Genomic DNA, 19,281 nt, shown 5'->3' on the forward strand with positions numbered 1-19,281 from the left:
TCATAATTTGAGCTACAAAGTAGATTAAACTAAATATAGTTAATCAATAGCACGGCCGATAGAGCGAAAATATTAGATAGTAACTCTAAAAAGCTTCAGGCTTGACAGAAGCAGTAGGAATAGGTAGGTATGGCTAGTATAACAAATATTTTGCGAGGATATCAGATTAACGAGCAAATATACGCAGGCAATCGAACTCTAGTTTATCGTGCCCGTCGGTCTGCCGATCGGCAGCCCGTAGTGATCAAACTGCTGCGAAATGACTTTCCCCGCTTCCACGAACTCGTTCACTTCCGCAATCAGTTTGTCATTACTAAAAACTTAGAGATCCCCGGCACTGTCAAGGCATACAGCCTGGAGACATACCATAACCACTATGCTCTGGTGATGGAAGACTTTGGCGGAATTTCCTTAAATAGCTACCTCGCTAGTCTAGTGTTCGCCAGCAAGGAACCTCTGGAAGGGTTGCCTATTAACGAGTTTCTTCCCATTGCCATTCAAATTGCCAACTCGCTTGACGGACTTTATCGCCACCACGTCATCCATAAAGACCTCAAACCTGCCAATATTTTAATTAACCCTGTCAGCAAACAAGTTAAGCTGATTGACTTCAGCATCGCTTCCCTGTTGCCGCGCCAAACCCAAGAAATTCAAAATCCCAACCTCCTCGAAGGCACTTTACCTTACATATCTCCCGAACAAACTGGGCGAATGAACCGAGGCATTGATTACCGCACGGATTTCTACTCTCTGGGAGTTACATTCTACGAACTGCTGACGAGACAGTTGCCTTTCCAAAGCGAAGATCCGATAGAGTTAGTACACTGTCACCTTGCCAAGCAGCCTATCCCACTCCATCACCTCAACAAAAGCGTTCCATTGGTGCTGTCTGAAATTGTTAGCAAACTGATGGCGAAGAATGCTGAAGATAGGTATCAAAGTGCGATCGGACTCAAGTTTGATTTGGAAACTTGTTTGTACCAGTGGCAAGAAACTGGAGAAATCGCCTCTTTTAAGCTAGGGCAGCGAGATTTGTGCGATCGCTTCATCATTCCCGAAAAATTATATGGTAGAGAGAACGAAGTATTCTCCCTACTAGCAGCCTTCGATCGCGTGAGTGCAGGAAGCGCCGAAATGATGCTGGTGGCTGGCTTCTCAGGTATTGGCAAAACCGCCGTCGTCAACGAAGTTCACAAACCGATTGTCGCAGCGAGAGGCTACTTCATCAAAGGCAAATTCGACCAATTTGGACGCAGCCAACCATTCTCAGCTTTTGTACAAGCTTTTCGCGATTTAATGGGTCAATTGTTGAGTGAAACCGACGCTAAAGTTGAACAGTGGAAGACTCAAATTATGACAGCATTGGGCGAGAATGCTCAGGTAATCGTTGAGGTAATTCCTGAACTAGAACGGATTATCGGAGAGCAACCACCCGCACCAGAGCTTTCGGGCAGTGCTGCCCAAAATCGCTTCAATCGCTTATTAGAGAAGTTCATTCAACTGTTCACAACCAAAGAACATCCCCTCGTCATCTTCTTAGACGACTTGCAATGGGCAGACTCAGCCTCATTAAACTTGATTCAACTTTTGACGAGCGATCGCGATCGGCACTATCTCTTTTTAATAGGAGCATATCGAGATAACGAAGTCAGTCCCGTGCACCCTTTAATGCTGACATTATCCGACATTCAACAAACCGGAGCCACAGTCAACACTATTACTCTCGCGCCACTCGATTGTTTCAATTTAAATTGTTTGATTGCCGATACTTTAGTTTGTTCTAGAGCGTTGGCCATGCCCTTAACAGAACTGGTCGATCAAAAAACCCAAGGCAATCCATTTTTCAGCACACAATTTCTCAAATCTTTGCATGAAGATGGGCTAATTACCTTTAATTTTGACGAGCGGTATTGGCAGTGCGATATCGCCACAGTGCGAACCTTAGCTCTGACAGATGATGTTGTCGAGTTCATGGCGATTCAATTGCAAAAGTTGCCGATCCAGACGCAAGAAGTTTTAAAGTTAGCGGCCTGCATTGGCAACGAATTCGATTTGGCAACGCTGGCGGTAGTGTGTGAAAAATCTTCTTCAGATACGGCAGCCAACTTGTGGCCAGCTTTGCAAGCAGGGTTGATTCTGCCACTAACTGAAGTTTATAAATTTTTCAGTTCAGAGGAGTTTGAATTCACAAATCAGAATTCAGAAGAAGAAAGCAATACTTCTGACTCGTGGTTCCAGAATCCCGACTCCTGTTATTACAAATTTTTGCACGATCGCGTACAGCAAGCAGCTTACGTTTTGATTCCAGAATCCCAGAAACAATCCACTCACCTCAATATTGGTCAACTTTTGTTGATTAATACTCCAACAACAGAAAGAGAAGAGAAAATTTTTAATATAGTCAACCAGTTGAATTATGGTGTTGATTTAATTACCGAACCAACAGAGCGTTACCAACTGGCTGAGTTGAATTTAATCGCTGGACGCAAGGCGAAGAATTCTACTGCTTATGCTGCAGCACGCAAATATTTAAGTTTTGGCAGGCAAATCCTAGCTCCCGATAGCTGGCACACTCACTATGAAACAGCCCTGGAACTGCACGTATTAGCGGCCGAAACCGCATACCTGAGCTATGATTTTCAGGAAATGGAGGAATTAGCAGCTTTAGTCCTGCACAATGCCAAAACGCTGCTGGATAAGGTCAAAGTTTATGAAATCGAGCTTTCTGCTTGTACGGCGCAAGTCAAACCTCAACAAGCCGTTGAAATGGGCTTAGCAGTTCTCAAACTCTTGGGAATTTGCTTCCCAAAAAATCCAACTCCGGCAGATATTCAGCAGGGACTAGGACAAACCGCATCACTTTTTGCTGGCAAAAAAATTGCCGACTTTATTGATTTGCCAGAAATGGAAAATCTCCAAAAACAAGCAGCCTTGCGAATTTTATCAGGTTTAGTTTCTCCAGCCTACATCACGGCTCCACTTCTCCTGCCACTGGTTATTGTCGAAATGGTTAATTTGTCGGTTAGTTATGGCAATGCGCCCTTATCTGCTTTTGCTTACGGCTTGTATGGATTGGTATTAAGCGGTGTAGTTCAAGACATTGAAACAGGGTTTGAATTTGGAAAACTAGCGTTAAATATTGTAGATTTATTTAATGCTAATTATCTCAAAACTAAAGTATATTATACAGTCGGCGTTCACATCATACATGGTAAACATCATGTTAAAGAAACCATCCCTCTTTTAAAAGAGGGTTACGCCAGAGGACTGGAAACAGGAGAGCTAGAATTAGGATATTCTGCCAAAGAAATCTCTCAATATTCATATTTAATCGGTCGGGAAATTGCGGGACTCGAACAGGAGGTGGCGACTTACTGCAATGCGCTGGTTCAATTTAAACAAGAAGCAGCTTTAAATTATACTAAAATCGTTCATCAGGCTTTATTAAATCTGCTGGGGCGATCGGAAAATCCCTGTCAATTTGTGGGAAATGCTTACAATGAAGAAACAATGCTCCCCTTTCACATCCAAGCAAACGATCGCAACGGACTCCACTATTTTTATTTCCATAAATTGCTTGTGTGTTACCTGTTTGGAGAAACCGAGCAAGCTTTAGAAAATGCTCGGCAAGCCGAACAGTATTTAGACGCGGTTATGGGTATGCTTAATGTGCCGATATTCTATTTTTATGACTCTCTAGCACGGCTGGGAGTTTGTAGCGATGTGGGTTCATCCCAAGAGAAACAAGAACATCTGCAAAAAGTGAGAAGCAACCAGGAAACCCTTCATAAATGGGCACATCACGCCCCCATGAATTTTTCGCACAAATGTTACCTAGTGGAAGCCGAACTGTTCCGAGTGCTGGGTGAGAATGTGCAGGCGATGGAGGCATACGATCGCGCCATTTTTCTGGCTAAAGAAAACGATTATCTCAACGAAGAAGCTCTGGCGAATGAATTGGCTGCTAAATTCTACCTGGCATGGGGGAAAGAAAAAGTTGCCCAGGTATATTTAATAGATGCTTACTATGCTTATGCTCGTTGGGGAGCGAAAGCAAAAATCGACGCTCTAGAACAACGCTATCCCGAACTTCTGGCTCCTATATTCAAACAGGAAAACGCTCGTTCATTGGAGAAAGGTACTACCTCCCATGAGACTTCATTGATTTCTATTCATCGCCAAACAATTGCTGGCAGTACGAGTACCACAGTCATAGATTTACCAACTGTTATCAAAGCTTATCAAGCTTTGTCTAGCGAAATTAAGCTGGAACAATTGCTCACTACCCTGATGGAAGTGGCGATTCAGAATGCAGGCGCTCAAACAGGAGTATTAATTTTAAAAGAAGACGACAACTGGACTATCGCCGTCCACTGTAGCGATCGCCAAGGCTGTCTTCTGCAAGAAACTATTGGGATTGAGGAGAGCGAATCTATTCCCCAGACTGTGATTAATTACGTTAAACGTAGCAATAAAACCCTAGTTTTCGATGATGTCAAGACTGAATTAATATTTACTTCTGACCCCTATATCCAGCAGCACCAACCTAAGAGCATCCTATGTACTCCGATTATCCATCAAGGCAAAATGATGGCAATTCTGTATTTGGAAAATAATCTGACGACGGGGGCATTCACTGGCGATCGCGTCGCCCTCCTCAACATCCTCTGCTCCCAAGCTGCCATCTCGCTGGAAAACGCCCGCTTGTATCAGCAATCTCAACAGCTTTATCAACAATCTCAGGATTATGCCCAAAAACTGGAGCAGTCTATTCAGAATCTCAAACAGATGCAGTTGCAATTGGTACAGGGTGAAAAGATGTCTGCTTTGGGAAATTTAGTCGCAGGGGTAGCCCACGAAATTAACAATCCCGTAGGCTTTATCGCCGGCAACTTGCAACCTGCTCAAGACTACGTGGGGGATTTATTCAATTTGATTGATTTGTATCAAGAAAAATTTCCCAATCCGGGAGGGGAAATTGAAGCCGAAATAGAGGATATGGACTTGGAGTATTTGCGAGAAGATTTGCCCAAATTGATTGGTTCAATGCAGGAGGGAGTCGAGCGCATCCGCAATATCAGTACAAGTTTGAGAACGTTTTCTAGGGCTGATAGCGATCGACCAGTTTCTTTCAATATTCACGATGGACTAGAGAGCACTCTGCTAATTCTCAAGCACCGTTTAAAAGCCAGCGAGTTCCGCCCTGCCATTGAAGTTGTGAGAGAGTATGGTAAATTGCCTCTAGTGAAATGCTTTCCCGGACAGTTAAACCAGGTATTTATGAATATACTGGCTAATGCCATTGATGCTCTGGAGGAGTCAAATAAGGGGCGCAGTTTTAGTGAAATTAAAGCCATACCTAATCAAATCACGGTTCAAACTGCTCTGAGCGAAGACAACAATCAGGTTTTGATTCGGATTAAGGATAATGGAGTGGGGATGTCGAAGGAAGTCCAAGAAAATATCTTTAACCACTTATTCACAACCAAGCCTGTGGGTCAAGGAACGGGATTAGGATTGTCGATCGCCCATCAAATTGTGGTGGAAAAACATGGAGGTACGTTACTCGTGAATTCTTCTTTGGGGGAGGGTTCGGAGTTTGTGATTTCTATTCCGGTGTGAGCCTTTTGTAGTAAGGCTTGAGGGCAATTAGTGCCGTTGAGTAAGAAGAGACATACGGATTTTCCGGGTTTCTAAATCCCCATGTGTTTAGAAGTGAAATTGTGAGTGGTAAGCTGTGAAACGTAATTTTTTCTATTGGCGTCTAATATTGTTAGTCTCGATTTTACCCGTAATGGCGATCGTCCCGTCTTTAGTCTGGAATCAACCCGCAAGAGCACAAGAGGGGGAAAGGGCTGGGTTGATTCATGCTTCGAGATCCCGCCAGGGAATTCATTCCCTGGCTGATAGCGAAAGTCGGTTAAAACCGACTGAAATATTGACAGATAGTCCTCTTGAGAGGACTTCAGCTATGAGACAGGGAATTCATTCCCTGTCGGAATATAGGTTTTTGGCTCAATCTCTACCGCCAGATTCCAGAATCAAACAAGGCCGCCAAGTGTCTCTAAACGGCCGCATTCTCCCCCTAAGTTGGACTCAGCAGCCGGCAAACAGCACTTCTGCGAATTTCCGAACTTGGATTGCTGATGTTGGATTGATGCAAGGTGCGGGAGTGGATTTGCTTAGCAGCGCCGACAGTACCAAACAACCTGTGCAGTGGTTTTCGGTATCTTTAACCGGTGATCAAAGCTTAGCAACCTGGGCAACAGGCCCGTATCGTTACTTAGATGTTACCGATTTTGCTAGACTTGCGGGCTGGGAGATATCTGCTGATGGGAATATTCTAAAAATTACTTCTCAAACTGCAAGTGTTACCGGAATTCGGCAAGCAGAAATAGAATCGGGCGATCGCATTGTAGTAGATATCGATCGACCCGCCCCTTGGCAAGTCAACTTTGTCAATAAACCAATCCCGTCGCCGACACCCACACCCAACCCCCCGGACGACCCCACAAAGCCCGCTATCCCACTGCCAAACCTCCGCGCAGCGCCAAACCTCGAAACACCAGACGACCCGACCAAACCCGCTCTCCCGCTGCCAATAACGCCCGCAGCGCCGATCGCCGGTCAAGAATGGTCGATCGCGATCGATGCCAAAGTCGATCCGGCGTTACTTCAGGAAACTTTTCAAACCAGCCAACAATTGCTATCACTAAAAGTCGAACCTGACGGAGATCGAACCAAAGTCAAAGTGAAGATTCCTTTAGGTTGGCGGCCGCAAGTTTTGGGCTTGGGAAATCCCAATCGATTAGTTATCGACATTCGGCCAGATTCGCTAGTAGAAAAAAACATCGTTTGGGCGCCCGGTGTGCAGTGGCGGCAGCAGTATCAAAATTTAGGAACCGATCGTTTTCCGGTAGTTTGGTTAGAAGTTAATCCGCGTCAAGCGGGTGTGAAAATTCGACCAATTCTCAGCAATCCGCCGACAGATCAAGGCACTGCACCTTTATTGCAAACAGCAGAAGTGTCGGGTGCTGCTGCTGCGATTAATGCAGGGTTTTTTAATCGAATTAATCGCTTAGCTTTAGGGGCAATTCGGCGCGACAATAAATGGCTTTCCGGGCCGATATTGAACCGGGGGGCGATCGCGTGGAACGATCGGGGAGAATTTGCGATCGATCGTTTAACTTTGCAAGAAACTGTGATGACTCCGGCCAATCAACTTTTGCCTGTTTCTCATCTCAATAGTGCCTACGTACAACCGGGAATCGGTCGCTACAATTCTGATTGGGGAACAACTTATACTCCGTTGTCTGGCAATGAAATAGTTGTGACAGTTGCTGGCGATAGAGTTGTCAGCCAATCCCCCGGAGGTGCGCCGGGAACAACAACTTTTCCCATTCCAGCTAACGGTTATATTTTGGCTTTGCGTGCCGATTTGTTCCCGGCATCTGAACTTTCTATCGGCACTTTATTGCGTTTGGAAACTAACACTTTTCCTGCTGATTTCAACCGTTTTCCTTACATTATCGGCGGCGGCCCGGTGTTGGTACAAAACAGTCAAGTTGTGCTGGATGCTAAGGCGGAAGGGTTTAGCGATGCGTTTGTTAGACAGACAGCAATTAGAAGTGCGATCGGGCGAAATGCTGCGGGGAATTTGCTGATTGTAGCGGTGCACAATCGCGCGGGCGGGGCGGGGCCAAATTTCGCAGAACTGGCGCAGATTTTGCAGCAAATGGGTGCTGTGGATGCTTTAAATTTGGATGGGGGAAGTTCGACGGGTTTGTATTTGGGAGGTAGTTTGCTCGATCGACCTCCGTCAACTGCTGCGAGAGTTCATAATGCGATCGGTATTTTCATTCAACCATAAGTAGTTAAAGATTTTTGAGGCACATAGTTGCCAAGAGAGCGCTCTTTCATAGATATTAAGAGCGCTTAAACGCAACTACATACCTTTTTTGTGCCAGTTGCGCTCAGGACTAAAATATTAAGCAGCGGCCGTAGCATTTGCTTCCAGAGGCTCGATTTCCTCCGGCGTAGCGTGACGGCGCGGATCATTAAAGCTGCGTGCCGCTAGCCAGTTAGAATTTTGCGCCGCCTCGCAACCAATCACGTAAAGCGAAGATTGGTTAAAAGCAGCCCAGAGAGCATCACAAGCCTGTTTATCCATCAGTGAATCGGCGATCGGGCGATCGTGAATCAGAGCAAATAAATCAAACTCATTTCGTTTTGGATTCCACTGATATTGCAAAATAGGAGCATAACCCATTTCGATCAATTGTGCGATCGCGCGATCGGGCGTATATCCGTCTAAATGCACCCGATTGAGATAGATAGACACTTGCACATACTCATCTCTGGCAGGTAGCAGTCGGTAATTCGAGTTAGTCATCATTATTTGTCTCCGTGCAGTAGTAATAAGAACGGCCTGCAATATCGGGGCGTTTTTCAGCCTTCATTTTATGCTGAGCACATCGTCGCTTAGCATAAAGGTCTTTTTCAATTTCAGTCTCGCCGGGGGCATAAAAAGGACGGTGAGGAAGCAGTTCCGCTTCTAAATCCTCCCAAGATTTCTCTGGGTTGTCTGAATCTCTCAGCATTTGTCCCTCGCGGTTGGTTCGAGGATGCCATTTATTCGATATAGTCGATCGGTCATTCGATTTTAGATTTTAGATTTTGGATTTTGGATTGACTTGCGCGAGATAAATTCGGGGGACGCAAGGATTTGAGATTTGAGATGCTTTCGATTGATTTGCGCGAGATAAATCACGTGGCGGCTACCACATGAAGAAATTCGCTTGTCATCAGTGTGTTTCCTCAGTTTTGGCGATCGTCTTGACGCGCTGGGGCTTTGGCTCTAAAACGGGTTCGTTTTCCTGTAACCAAGTTTCGATATACTCCAACAGAACCTCATTCATGCTGAGGCTACGCATGGCGCAAGATGCTTTGAACTTGGCTCTTGTCTCTTCAGGTAGATAGATTTTTACGGACACAGTTTTACTTGTAGTCAAAGTTTCCATATCGCTATATCGATTTGTCTATGTGTCTAGCCTGACACACAGGCGCGCGATCGGATAGGGTCGCTTGTCGATATAAGGACTTGTCGCCTTGTCCCTATATCGATATAATAACAGACATAGCCAAAAAACGACAACCGCGCCGAGTTAAACGCCATTGCCGTTTCCATACATTTTGCAAACAATGCTTGACATCCCAGTCTCCCTGTGCTAGCTTGTCGAATAGTATTGTGTTTAATCCACAAATCGCAGCACTTCAGCTATGTTCACAGCCAACAGCTATTTTTATTTTTGGTACAGCCAAGTTCGCCCGGAGTGAATTTGCAATTCACTGTGAACATCCGGGCGAACCGCAGATTAACACCTGCGGTTTTGTTTTTTCTACTTCTTTCCCCAACAACCAATCGAGTACAAGCGAAAACAGCAATGACATTATTCAGTAACTGGTACTACAGCTTTTATTTTTGGCCCAACAAGAGTTCTGGGTAAATTGTCGCGCTGTCTTTTCGCACGAACCCGGAACTCCTAAAAGTTCCGGGTTTTTTGTTGTCAACCACCCACTTAATTTTGCTGGAAAATATCCTCATGTTAGAAGCCAAACTCGTAACCAAATCTCATCCCGAACACCAAACAATTGTCAAACTTTCAGAAACAGTCTCAGTCGGCGGCACAGAATTATTAATCATCGGTGGCCCCTGTACCGTAGAAAGTTCCGCACAAATGGAAACAGTTGCCCGCCAACTATCCGCCGCCTCCGTGCAAGCTTTGCGAGGCGGAGTCTACAAACCCCGCACTTCTCCCTATTCTTTCCAAGGGATGGGAATTGAGGGACTGGAAATTTTAGCCGATGTCAGCCGGCGTTACGGTTTGCCCGTGGTGACAGAGGTAATGTCGAGCGCCCAAATTGAGCCAGTTGTCACCTATGCTGATATGCTGCAATTAGGCAGTCGGAATATGCAAAACTTCGAGTTACTAAAGGCGATCGGTCAAGCCGGAAAACCAGTTTTGTTAAAACGCGGCTTGTCAGCCACAATCGAAGAATTTGTGATGGCCGCCGAATACATTGTCAGTCACGGAAATCCTCATGTAGTTCTCTGCGAAAGAGGCATCCGCAGCTTCGACAATTACACCCGGAATGTATTAGATTTAGGTGCAGTCGTAGCCCTCAAACAGTTAACTCATTTGCCAGTAATTGTAGACCCTTCTCACGCCGTCGGCAAGCGAGAATTAGTCGCACCACTCGCCAAAGCAGCGGTTGCTTGCGGTGCAGACGGATTAATTATTGAATGTCACCCGCAACCAGAAAAATCGGTTTCTGACGCGCGGCAAGCTCTTTCTTTACCAGATATGGTAGATTTAGTTGCGAGTTTACGGCCTGTAGCCGCCGCCGTTGGCCGGTGCATACCAGATATTAAGTCATTAGTCATCAGTCATTAGTCATTAGTTATTAGTTATTAGTCATCAGTCATTAGTCATCAGTCATCAGTCATATTATGTCCGGTCGATTACCCCTAATACGGTAGGGGCGGGTTCACCCACAATATCTGCCAATAATTAACAATCTCAAAAACCCGCCCTTTTAATCGCTCGATCGGAGATGATATCCTTAGTCATTAGTTGGCGCCGCAGGACTTGGCTTTTGTAGGGTCAGAATTTATTCTGGCGCACTTTTGCGGGGAAAGCGAAATTAGATTAAAATAAAAGCACAATCAACACTGTCATCTACAATATTTGGCTTTTATTATGGCAATACTACTTAAGGTTCCCTCGATCGTCTGTTCTGGCTGCGGTGATACAATTACCAAAGCCATCAAAACTGTTGACTCCGAAGCTACTGTCAATGTGGATGTCGCAGCTAAGACTGTTACTGTTGAAGCCCAAGCTTCTGATGAGTCAATCAAACAAGCTGTGGTAGCTACGGGCCACACCATCCAAGGAGAATAAGATTAGGTTTCGTCTAAGTGTTCGGCGACTGCTTGGTAAAGTTCAAAAACGTGGCGATCGAGTAAACTATAAAAAACTTGTCTCCCAACCTTGCGGTAACTTACCAACCGCATCGCCCGCAATGCCCGCAACTGGTGCGATACTGCTGACTCACTCATACTCAACGCCGCAGCTAAGTCACACACGCACAGTTCTTGTTTTGCCAAAACCGACAGCAGCCGCAGGCGATTCGCATCTCCCAAAAGACTGAAAAACTCAGCCATCCGCTGGGCTTTTGCGGTGTTGAGAACTTGTGTTTGGATGTCCCCGACCCGCCAACAGTCAACTAGGTGCGATGGATCGCACGTTGGTGTATCGTTTTGTTCGTGAGGCTGACTTATCGCTCCATTAACAGCAGAGTTGGGTGACATCTTTTCCAGGCTGGTTTTAGTTCTCATCAAAAAAACTGGGTGGAAACCCCGTCCTTATAGGACGGCTTGACAAAAATATACAACACTCAGCCAACTCTATCACAAAAGACGTGTTAGACTGTGACGATATGGAAAAAGCCTATCGCTACCGAATCTACCCCACCACCGAGCAAGAAAAACTCTTGCGACGGACAATGGGTTGTACTCGGTTAGTGTACAACAAGGCTTTGGCTTACCGGACAGAATCTTGGTACGAACGCCAAGAAAGAGTTGGCTACGGCGAAACTTCCTCTATGCTAACGAACTGGAAGAAAGAGGAAGAACTTGATTTTTTGAATGAAGTTAGCTGCGTGCCTCTTCAACAAGGACTGCGCCACCTCCAAACAGCGTTCACCAATTTCTTTGCAGGACGAGCCAAGTATCCTAATTTCAAGAAAAAGCATAACGGCGGTAGTGCTGAATTTACCAAATCTGCCTTCCGCTGGAAAAACGGGCAGGTATTTTTGGCTAAATGTAATGAGCCATTACCTATTCGCTGGAGCAAACAAATTCCTGAAGGGTGCATTCCCTCTACTCTTACGGTGAAATTAACACCCGCTGGACTTTGGTTTGTCTCTATATTGGTAGATGACTACACAATCCAACCACTTCCCCGAACAGATAAAACTATCGGATTGGATGTGGGAATTACAAGTTTGATTGCTACTAGCGACGGCGATAAAATCTCCAATCCCAAGCCTTTTAAAAAGCTTCGGAAAAAGTTGAAAAGAAAGCAAAAAGCTTTAGCTCGTAAACATCCGGGAAGCAACAATCGAGAGAAAGCCCGGAGACAGGTGGCAAAAGTCCACGCACAGATAGTCGATGTGCGTAAGGATTTTCTTCATAAGCTAACGACTCAACTCGTTCGTGAAAACCAAACGATTGTAGTTGAGGATTTGGCTATCAAAAATATGGTAAAGAACCATAGGTTAGCTCTGGCTATTAGTGACGCTAGTTGGAGTGAACTGATTCGCCAACTAAGCTACAAGTGCGATTGGTACGGGCGAAATTTAATAAAAATAGACCGCTGGTTTCCTAGTTCTAAGCGCTGTGGAAACTGCGGTCACATTGTTGAGAAATTGCCTTTGAATATTCGCGCATGGGAATGCCCTAAGTGCGGGACAAACCACGATCGCGATATCAATGCGGCAAAGAATATTTTGGCGGCTGGGCTAGCCGTTTCAGTCTGTGGAGCAACTGTAAGACCCGAAGAGAGTAAGTCTCGGAAGGCTGGTGCTATGAAGCAGAAACCCAATTAGTGATGATTGGGAATCCCCGCACTTCAGGGCGGGGTGGATGCCAATTTCATTTTAGTGCGATCGGCAAACCTTTTGTAACAAAACTTTTACATTCCCTTGACTTATATCTGAATATGTGTTCATATATAAGTATAGACAAACAACCCCACCAGGAGAAGCTCAAATGACTACCGCCACCCAAACAAAATGTGCCTGCCCTTCATGTTCGTGCGTTGTCAGTCCCAGCGAAGCCATTGAAAAAGACGGCAAAACATATTGTTCCAGTGCTTGCGCTGACGGACACCCCAACGGCCAAGGCTGCGGCCATACAGGCTGCGAGTGCAACAAATAAATATTCGGCTTCAGAAAAGGTTAATCACCCACTGCCAAATATCTCTAAAGGGAGATGCGAACCGCGCATTTCCCAATTTTTTTGCTTTTAGGTTAAAGAAAAGTTAAAATAAAGCTAACTTAAGGTTAAGACTGCATTAATAGACTAAATACAGAGCGAAAAAGCACAATTGCTACTTACGCAATACAATAGAAGCAAGTTGGCGCCGCGATACAGAGTACAAATAGTGCTATTAACAGCAGAGACCGAACCAAAAGTTGAATACCAAAAGTTAAATTAGGAGGGGGCAATGAAAGAGCGGGAAGATTTTTTACATCCTCGCAATCGCTACTACGGTGATTTCACGCCAGAAAACTTGGCGTTTAATGCCAATTTGCAGGAGTTTGCTCAAAAAATAACTTATATTTGCTCGCTGGAAACAGGGGGGAAAATTAGTGCTGAGAAAGCCTATAAAGATATTAAGATGCTTTGGAAAGACTTAAAATCCTCTAAGAAGCAATTGGGAATTGGCCAAAACCCCCCCAGTACCGAGGAGCAAAATTCACCTTAAAGTCATCGCAGCCAACGCAGCGTTTGCAATCGAAAACCCCTGCGATTGCAAACGCTGCGTTTTGCTGCGTATCCAGCAAATGTAAGGTGCTTGCTAGGCGAACTTTAGAAAGTCTATGGTTTGGGATTTGGTGCAGTTTCTCCTGCAAAGGAAGTACAATTGCCGCCGAGGCCAGAAATAATCGTGCAAGTATTAGTTTTCAGCATTCCCTGATAAGTATCAGCACCGGTGCCGGGGCCGCCCAACTCGTCGCTGTAAAGTTCCTTGTCCCAAATTTTGACATTTGCCTCCCTCGCCACAGTCTCCATCAACTTCGGATTAGTTGTAGTTTCGGCAAAAATAGTCGGCACTCCTGTACTCTTAATTTCTGAGGACAATTCGGCAATTCTTGCGGCCGTGGGCTGTTCCTCTGTCGTCACACCCTGTAAAGCTCCAGCCATCTCCAAACCGTAAGCATCGGCATAGTAACTCAGAGCATCGTGAGTTGTTACTAACTTGCGTTTTTGGGCTGGAATAGTCGCAATTTGAGCTTTGATCCAAGTATCTACTTTTTGCAACTCATCTGTTAAGGCGGCTGCATTTTTTGTATAAAGTTGAGCATTGGTGGGAGAAACTTCGATCAATTGGTCGCGAATTGTTTCTACCATACGGATGCCATTTTGAGGGTTATGCCAAACGTGAGGGTCAGGGACTTTTTCGCCTTCTGCATGGGCTTCATTTTCCGCTTTCTCTTCGCCGTGTTCGTGCTCGTGTTCGCCTATCAGCGGTTTGGGAACTGCGAGTTCGTGTACGGCGATTTTGGGTGCGGAATTACTGCTAGATTCAATTAACTTAATGATGCTGGGTTCGTGGTTGTAGCCGCCGTATAAAATCAGATTTGCGGTTTCAATCGCTTTGCGGTCTTCCGGCTTAGTTTGATAGGCGTGGGGGTCGTCTCCCGGCTTGATTAGACAGGTGGTGTCGATCGAACTTTGAGCGATTTCTCTAGTTAGGTTGCAGATAACGCCAGTCGTGGCGACGACTTTGGGCAAGTTGGCGGCCTGACTGGCTGGAGTTTGAGTTGCGGCGGGACTCTCTGACACCGGATTGGTTGCGTTCTGTCCTCCACTGCAGCCAACCAGCCCGCAGCCAATTGCCAAAACAGTGGCACCGCAAAATCTGCGGGTTTTTCCAGGCAAGTTCTTTAACATTTTCACCTTTGGAACGATAATCATTATTGCTTTTTCGAGTTATCCTATTGTAGTAGCTACGAACAAGAATCGTTCTCAAAATCTCTAATTATGCTAGAAGTGCAAGACTTGGCTGTCAATTATCGCGGAATTGCAGCCCTCAACAGCGTGAATTTCCAGTTAGATCCCGGACAATTAACGGGTGTGTTCGGCCCCAACGGCGCGGGGAAAAGCACGATGGTGAAAGCGATGCTGGGATTGATCCCGGCTTGTCGCGGTTTGGTGAAATATCAGGGGCGGTTGTTGAAGCAGCAGTTATCGCGGGTGGCTTATGTGCCCCAGCGATCGCAAATTGACTGGGATTATCCGATTACGGTGTGGAATGCGGTGATGATGGCGCGAACCGTTAAGACTGGCTGGTTTCGCAGCCCCTCGAAGCAGTCCCAAGAATTGGTCAAAGCCGCTTTGCTGCGGGTGGGAATGTGGGATTTGCGCGATCGACAAATTGGCGAACTGTCTGGCGGACAGCAACAGCGGATTTTTTTAGCAAGGTCGATCGCCCAACAAGCCGATTTATTTTTCTTCGACGAACCTTTTAACGCGATCGACAAAGCAACCGAAGAAATTATTTTCGATATTTTTGCCGAACTAAAAGCAGAAAATAAAACATTGCTAGTAATCAGTCACGATTTAGGCGAAACGTTAAAACAGTACGACAATTTATTATTGCTCAACAAGCAGTTAATTGCGAGCGGTTCCTGCCAGGAAGTGCTCACCGCAGCCAATATTCAAAAAGCCTATGGATACGATTTAAGTTTAGTGTCAGCGTAAGCCAAAAAAGATTTATCTTTAAAATTGATTGTGGCACAGGCGTCCCGCCTGTGCAATTGATTGTGGCACAGGCGGGACGCCTGTGCAATTGATTGTGGCACAGGCGTCCCGCCTGTGAAGTAGATTGTGGGACAGGCGTCCCGCCTGTGAAGTGGATTGTGGCACAGGCGTCCCGCCTGTGAAGTGGATTGTGGCACAGGCGTCCCGCCTGTGCAATTGATTGTAGTTAAAAAAAACCTATTATTAACCTAATTCAATGTTAAACCTACTAATTGAGCCGCTACAATTCGAGTTCATGCGAAATGCGATCGCCGTCGGCATTTTGCTAGGAATTCTCTGCGCCGTTGTCGGTTCATACCTAATTGTACAGCAAATGGGAATGATGGTTGACATGATTGCCCATTCAGTATTAGCAGGATTGCCCGTAGCTTTTTCTTTAGGTTTCAATATTTCGATCGGTGCCTTTATATCGGGAATTATCAGCGCCGTGATTATGGCGTGGATTCAATCCCAATCGCGCCTAAAAATTGATGCAGTCATGGCATTAATTTTATCGACATTTTTAGCAATTAGCGTCACCTTAATTAGCCTGTTGCGGACAACAAAATTAGACCTAGATGGGTTTTTGTTTGGGAATATATTGTCAGTTGCACCTGCTGACGTGCAGCAGACTTTTGTGATAACTTTGATTATTTTGGCGATCGTTAAAATCTTTTACAAAGAACTGCTATTCTATACTTTTGACCCCCTGGGGGCGCAAGCCTGCGGTTTGCCTGTAAACTGGATTTATTTGGGGATGATTTCGGCGATTACGCTGACGATTGTTGCGAGTTTGCAAACCGTGGGAGCGCTGTTAGTAATTTCGCTGTTAATCGGGCCGGGAATGACGGCGTATTTGTTGGTAAAAGAGCTACATTTAATGATGGGATTAGGAGCTATTATTGGGATTACAGCTAGCGTGACTGGTATGTATCTCAGCTATTATTGGAATATGCCGTCTGGTGCGGCAATTGTATTAGTTGTTTTTGGGTTATTTTTAGTAGCTTTGCTGTTCAGTCCCAGTCAAGGGATTTTGACAAGAAAGAGAGGATAACACTCCAGGACGCACTTCGACGCTTAGAAACCGGGTTTTTTACTCGATGCGGTATGCAACGAAGTAGACGCTCGAAAAAGCCGGTTTCTCGGCATCCATGGGTAAATCCTAAAGTTTTCAATTGTTTATGTTTTGGTCAAACCGGCGCCTATGCGAACTTAGCGCCCCCCGAAGCCTTTGCCACGCATAGACTTTGACCAAACCAGCAATTCGCCTCCACAGCCGCCAGCCACGAGAAACTGGCCTTCGGGATGCCATGCGAGACAGGAAAAACCGCCCTCTGCACCTTTGAGAATTTGCAGCAATTGTTCTGCTTCATACCACAAACAAACTTGACCATCTGCGGCTGCAGAAGCTAATAAAAATGTGGTAGGTTGAAAGGCGATCGCATTTACAACTTTTTCATGCACTTCTAACGCCCAACCTTCCCAACCGACTCTTTCATCAGCGTCTCTTTCCCAGACAGAAATGCCTTGAGAACTCGAAGCAGCTAACAAAGGTGCACCCAAAGAATTAGTTTTACCCGACCAAGCTAACTGCCGAACTTTCCCCGGAAAACCCTGCATTATCCACGGTTGAGAACTGCCCCATTCATTAACAATTAGGGTGTTGTCAATATTACCGCAAGCTAAATATTTCCCTGACGTATCCCAAGAAATTGCACCTGTTGCAGACGGTACTGACAAGACGTGCGGGTCTTCGTCCCAGTCTTCGCCGTCCCAAACTTTGACACCTTGATAGCCGCTAACTGCCAGATATTTAACAACAGGATGCCATGCTAAATCGAGGATAGATGATGAGTCGAAATTCAGCGTTACTTCAACAACATCATCATCAGCATTCCAAACTTGAACGCAGCGGCCCATACTAAAAGCTAACTGATTGCAGTTCGGACTCCAAACTAACTTGTCCACCCAGACGCGCTGGTTGTCCAAATTAGCAATTAATTCCCCAGAATTAACGCGCCAAATTTGCACCCGTCCGTCTTGTCCGCCAGCAGCTAGGAATTGACTGTCGCGTGAAAAAGACAAGCAATCGGCTGATTTACCCGTAGCAGTTTGTAGCGGTTGCAAGGACAATTCATTCATTGTCCCTACAGTCCCTAACATCACTTCGCCCGCAGCGGAACAGACTGCTAAAGTTTTGCCATCCGGCGACCAAGTAACAGCAGTTACGTAGTCAGACAGCATTTTTTTAGCGTGAAATTGCAGGGTTAGTTCACTTTTATTTGTCTTTTTGTTACCCATATTTATTGAATCTGACATATTGTACTATTCTTAAGAACGGGCAAGATGCCCGTTCCACAAGAGATGAATTCTCTTCTTGTGGAACAGGCATCTTGCCTGTTCCCTTCCACAAAAGATGAATTTTCATCTTGTGGAACAGGCATCTTGCCTGTTCCCTTCCACAAAAAGATGAATTCTCTTCTTGTGGAACAGGCATCTTGCCTGTTCCCTTCCACAAAAGATGAATTTTCTTCTTGTGGAACAGGCATCTTGCCTGTTCCCTTCCACAAGAGATGAATTCTCTTCTTGTGGAACAGGCATCTTGCCTGTTGCTAAAAGGCTTATTGAAAATGCTTCAATATGTCAGTTAAACCAGACATTTACGAAAATCCTCTCGCAATTGATTTTCGTTTAAATTCCGACCGATAAATACAAGCTCATTTTTCGGAATTTCTGTATCTTTCCAAGGTCGATCCGGTCTGCCATCGAACAACATATGCACTCCTTGAAACACAAATCTGTTGTTTTCTCCAGCCATATTCAAAATGCCTTTTGTCCGAAAGATATTCGTGCCTTGAGTTCGCAACAATTCGCCGACCCAATCGCTAAATTTGTTGCCGTCAATGGCGCCGGATTCTACTATTGCTACCGAGGTAACAGTTTCGTCGTGTTCGTGAGTGTCTTCGCCCAAAAAGTCGGGTTCTATTTCTAATGCCCGGTTTAAATCAAATGCTTTGACGCCCAACAAAGCATCCATTTGTAATTCAGCGTTGTGAGTACGGTAAATTTTTGCCATTGCATTCATGGCGCGAATTCGCTTTTCTAATTCTGCCAATTCTTCCTCAGTCACTAAATCTGTTTTGTTGAGCAAAACTACATCGGCGAATGCAATTTGCTCTTGAGCTTCGTCTGCGTCCCAGTGCTGCCAGATGTGCTTGGCATCGACTACGGTGACAACTGCATCTAGCAGTAATGTGTCCCGCATATCTTCGTCTACAAAAAATGTCTGAATGACGGGTGCGGGGTCGGCTAAACCTGTGGTTTCGATGACTATGTGGTCGAATTTGTCTCGCCGCTTCATCAAGTTGCCGATAATCCGAATTAAATCGCCTCGCACTGTACAGCAAATGCAGCCGTTGTTCATCTCGAAAATTTCTTCGTCGGCATCAATTATCAGTTGGTTGTCGATGCCTACTTCGCCGAACTCGTTGACGATGACTGCAACTTTTTTGCCGTGTTCCTCTGTTAAAATTCGGTTCAGTAGCGTAGTTTTGCCTGCACCCAGATAGCCTGTGAGAACGGTAACAGGAACTGATTCGATCGCCCCAGCACTCACCATACTTGACCTCGATTAGTGTACAATGATAACCATTATCGTTATTTTACACCAAACTTGCTGGTAGTAGCAAGTT

At 45.4% G+C, this 19,281-nt stretch carries 18 protein-coding genes; 10 read left to right on the forward strand and 8 right to left on the reverse strand.

The window, feature by feature from the left end:
* Positions 1-129 precede the first annotated feature (129 nt).
* Positions 130-5,622 carry an AAA family ATPase gene (locus QUA88_RS20645; RefSeq protein WP_333273540.1) on the forward strand — a complete coding sequence of 1,831 codons (5,493 nt, stop codon included), beginning with the start codon at positions 130-132 and terminating at the stop codon, positions 5,620-5,622.
* Positions 5,623-5,737: 115 nt separating this feature from the next.
* A complete protein-coding gene (locus QUA88_RS20650; protein ID WP_333212185.1) occupies positions 5,738-7,870 on the forward strand; it encodes a phosphodiester glycosidase family protein in 2,133 nt (710 codons plus the stop codon).
* A 117-nt stretch (positions 7,871-7,987) separates the two neighbouring features.
* Here QUA88_RS20650 and QUA88_RS20655 read toward each other — a convergent pair whose 3' ends face one another.
* The 3 genes from QUA88_RS20655 to QUA88_RS20665 all read right to left on the reverse strand — a co-directional run bounded on the left by QUA88_RS20655 (position 7,988) and on the right by QUA88_RS20665 (position 9,020).
* Positions 7,988-8,395 carry a hypothetical protein gene (locus tag QUA88_RS20655; protein ID WP_333055959.1) on the reverse strand — a complete coding sequence of 136 codons (408 nt, stop codon included), beginning with the start codon at positions 8,393-8,395 and terminating at the stop codon, positions 7,988-7,990.
* Positions 8,385-8,600 (reverse strand): hypothetical protein, encoded by a 216-nt coding sequence (locus QUA88_RS20660; RefSeq protein ID WP_190739384.1) that lies wholly within the window; start codon positions 8,598-8,600, stop codon positions 8,385-8,387. Before QUA88_RS20660 ends, QUA88_RS20655 begins: the two co-directional genes overlap by 11 nt.
* 204 nt (positions 8,601-8,804) lie before the next feature.
* A complete protein-coding gene (locus QUA88_RS20665) occupies positions 8,805-9,020 on the reverse strand; it encodes a plasmid partition protein ParG (RefSeq protein WP_333055961.1) in 216 nt (71 codons plus the stop codon).
* Positions 9,021-9,247: 227 nt separating this feature from the next.
* Here QUA88_RS20665 and QUA88_RS20670 point away from each other — a divergent pair, with 227 nt between their 5' ends.
* The 3 genes from QUA88_RS20670 (at position 9,248) to QUA88_RS20680 (ending at position 10,961) form a co-directional block, all read left to right on the forward strand.
* The gene (locus QUA88_RS20670; RefSeq protein WP_333055962.1) at positions 9,248-9,460 is read left to right on the forward strand and encodes a hypothetical protein; all 213 of its coding nucleotides are present in this window, start codon (positions 9,248-9,250) and stop codon (positions 9,458-9,460) included.
* Positions 9,461-9,602: 142 nt separating this feature from the next.
* Complete coding sequence (gene aroF, locus QUA88_RS20675; protein WP_333212182.1) at positions 9,603-10,454, forward strand: 3-deoxy-7-phosphoheptulonate synthase; 852 nt, start codon at positions 9,603-9,605, stop codon at positions 10,452-10,454.
* 306 nt (positions 10,455-10,760) lie between these two features.
* Complete coding sequence (locus QUA88_RS20680; RefSeq protein WP_333055964.1) at positions 10,761-10,961, forward strand: heavy-metal-associated domain-containing protein; 201 nt, start codon at positions 10,761-10,763, stop codon at positions 10,959-10,961.
* Between the two features lie 2 nt (positions 10,962-10,963).
* Here QUA88_RS20680 and QUA88_RS20685 read toward each other — a convergent pair whose 3' ends face one another.
* Positions 10,964-11,371, reverse strand: a complete 408-nt coding sequence (locus tag QUA88_RS20685; RefSeq protein WP_333056029.1) for a metalloregulator ArsR/SmtB family transcription factor — start codon at positions 11,369-11,371, stop codon at positions 10,964-10,966.
* A 128-nt stretch (positions 11,372-11,499) separates the two neighbouring features.
* On the opposite strand from QUA88_RS20685, the gene QUA88_RS20690 reads away from it, so the two are divergent.
* The 3 genes from QUA88_RS20690 (at position 11,500) to QUA88_RS20700 (ending at position 13,550) form a co-directional block, all read left to right on the forward strand.
* Positions 11,500-12,669 carry an RNA-guided endonuclease TnpB family protein gene (locus tag QUA88_RS20690; RefSeq protein ID WP_333056030.1) on the forward strand — a complete coding sequence of 390 codons (1,170 nt, stop codon included), beginning with the start codon at positions 11,500-11,502 and terminating at the stop codon, positions 12,667-12,669.
* Positions 12,670-12,832: 163 nt separating this feature from the next.
* Positions 12,833-13,000, forward strand: a complete 168-nt coding sequence (locus QUA88_RS20695; RefSeq protein ID WP_333055965.1) for a metallothionein — start codon at positions 12,833-12,835, stop codon at positions 12,998-13,000.
* A 289-nt stretch (positions 13,001-13,289) separates the two neighbouring features.
* On the forward strand, positions 13,290-13,550 hold the full coding sequence (locus QUA88_RS20700) for a DUF7219 family protein (protein WP_333055966.1): 261 nt from the start codon (positions 13,290-13,292) through the stop codon (positions 13,548-13,550).
* 113 nt (positions 13,551-13,663) lie between these two features.
* On the opposite strand, the gene QUA88_RS20705 is transcribed toward QUA88_RS20700, so the two are convergent.
* Positions 13,664-14,764, reverse strand: a complete 1,101-nt coding sequence (locus QUA88_RS20705) for a metal ABC transporter solute-binding protein, Zn/Mn family (RefSeq protein WP_333055967.1) — start codon at positions 14,762-14,764, stop codon at positions 13,664-13,666.
* A gap of 66 nt (positions 14,765-14,830) precedes the next feature.
* Here QUA88_RS20705 and QUA88_RS20710 point away from each other — a divergent pair, with 66 nt between their 5' ends.
* The gene (locus tag QUA88_RS20710) at positions 14,831-15,550 is read left to right on the forward strand and encodes a metal ABC transporter ATP-binding protein (RefSeq protein WP_333055968.1); all 720 of its coding nucleotides are present in this window, start codon (positions 14,831-14,833) and stop codon (positions 15,548-15,550) included.
* 256 nt (positions 15,551-15,806) lie between these two features.
* Positions 15,807-16,643 (forward strand): metal ABC transporter permease, encoded by an 837-nt coding sequence (locus QUA88_RS20715; RefSeq protein WP_333055969.1) that lies wholly within the window; start codon positions 15,807-15,809, stop codon positions 16,641-16,643.
* 158 nt (positions 16,644-16,801) lie between these two features.
* On the opposite strand, the gene QUA88_RS20720 is transcribed toward QUA88_RS20715, so the two are convergent.
* From QUA88_RS20720 to QUA88_RS20730, 3 genes are all read right to left on the reverse strand, one after another.
* The gene (locus QUA88_RS20720; RefSeq protein ID WP_333055970.1) at positions 16,802-17,908 is read right to left on the reverse strand and encodes a WD40 domain-containing protein; all 1,107 of its coding nucleotides are present in this window, start codon (positions 17,906-17,908) and stop codon (positions 16,802-16,804) included.
* Positions 17,893-18,138, reverse strand: coding sequence for a hypothetical protein (locus QUA88_RS20725; RefSeq protein ID WP_333273547.1), 246 nt, complete (start codon positions 18,136-18,138; stop codon positions 17,893-17,895). The genes QUA88_RS20720 and QUA88_RS20725 overlap by 16 nt, the downstream gene beginning before the upstream one ends.
* A 98-nt stretch (positions 18,139-18,236) precedes the next feature.
* On the reverse strand, positions 18,237-19,208 hold the full coding sequence (locus QUA88_RS20730) for a GTP-binding protein (RefSeq protein ID WP_333055972.1): 972 nt from the start codon (positions 19,206-19,208) through the stop codon (positions 18,237-18,239).
* Positions 19,209-19,281: the final 73 nt, after the last annotated feature.

The sequence above is a fragment of the Microcoleus sp. D3_18_C2 genome, assembly GCF_036702395.1.
Classification (GTDB): Bacteria; Cyanobacteriota; Cyanobacteriia; order Cyanobacteriales; family Microcoleaceae; genus Microcoleus.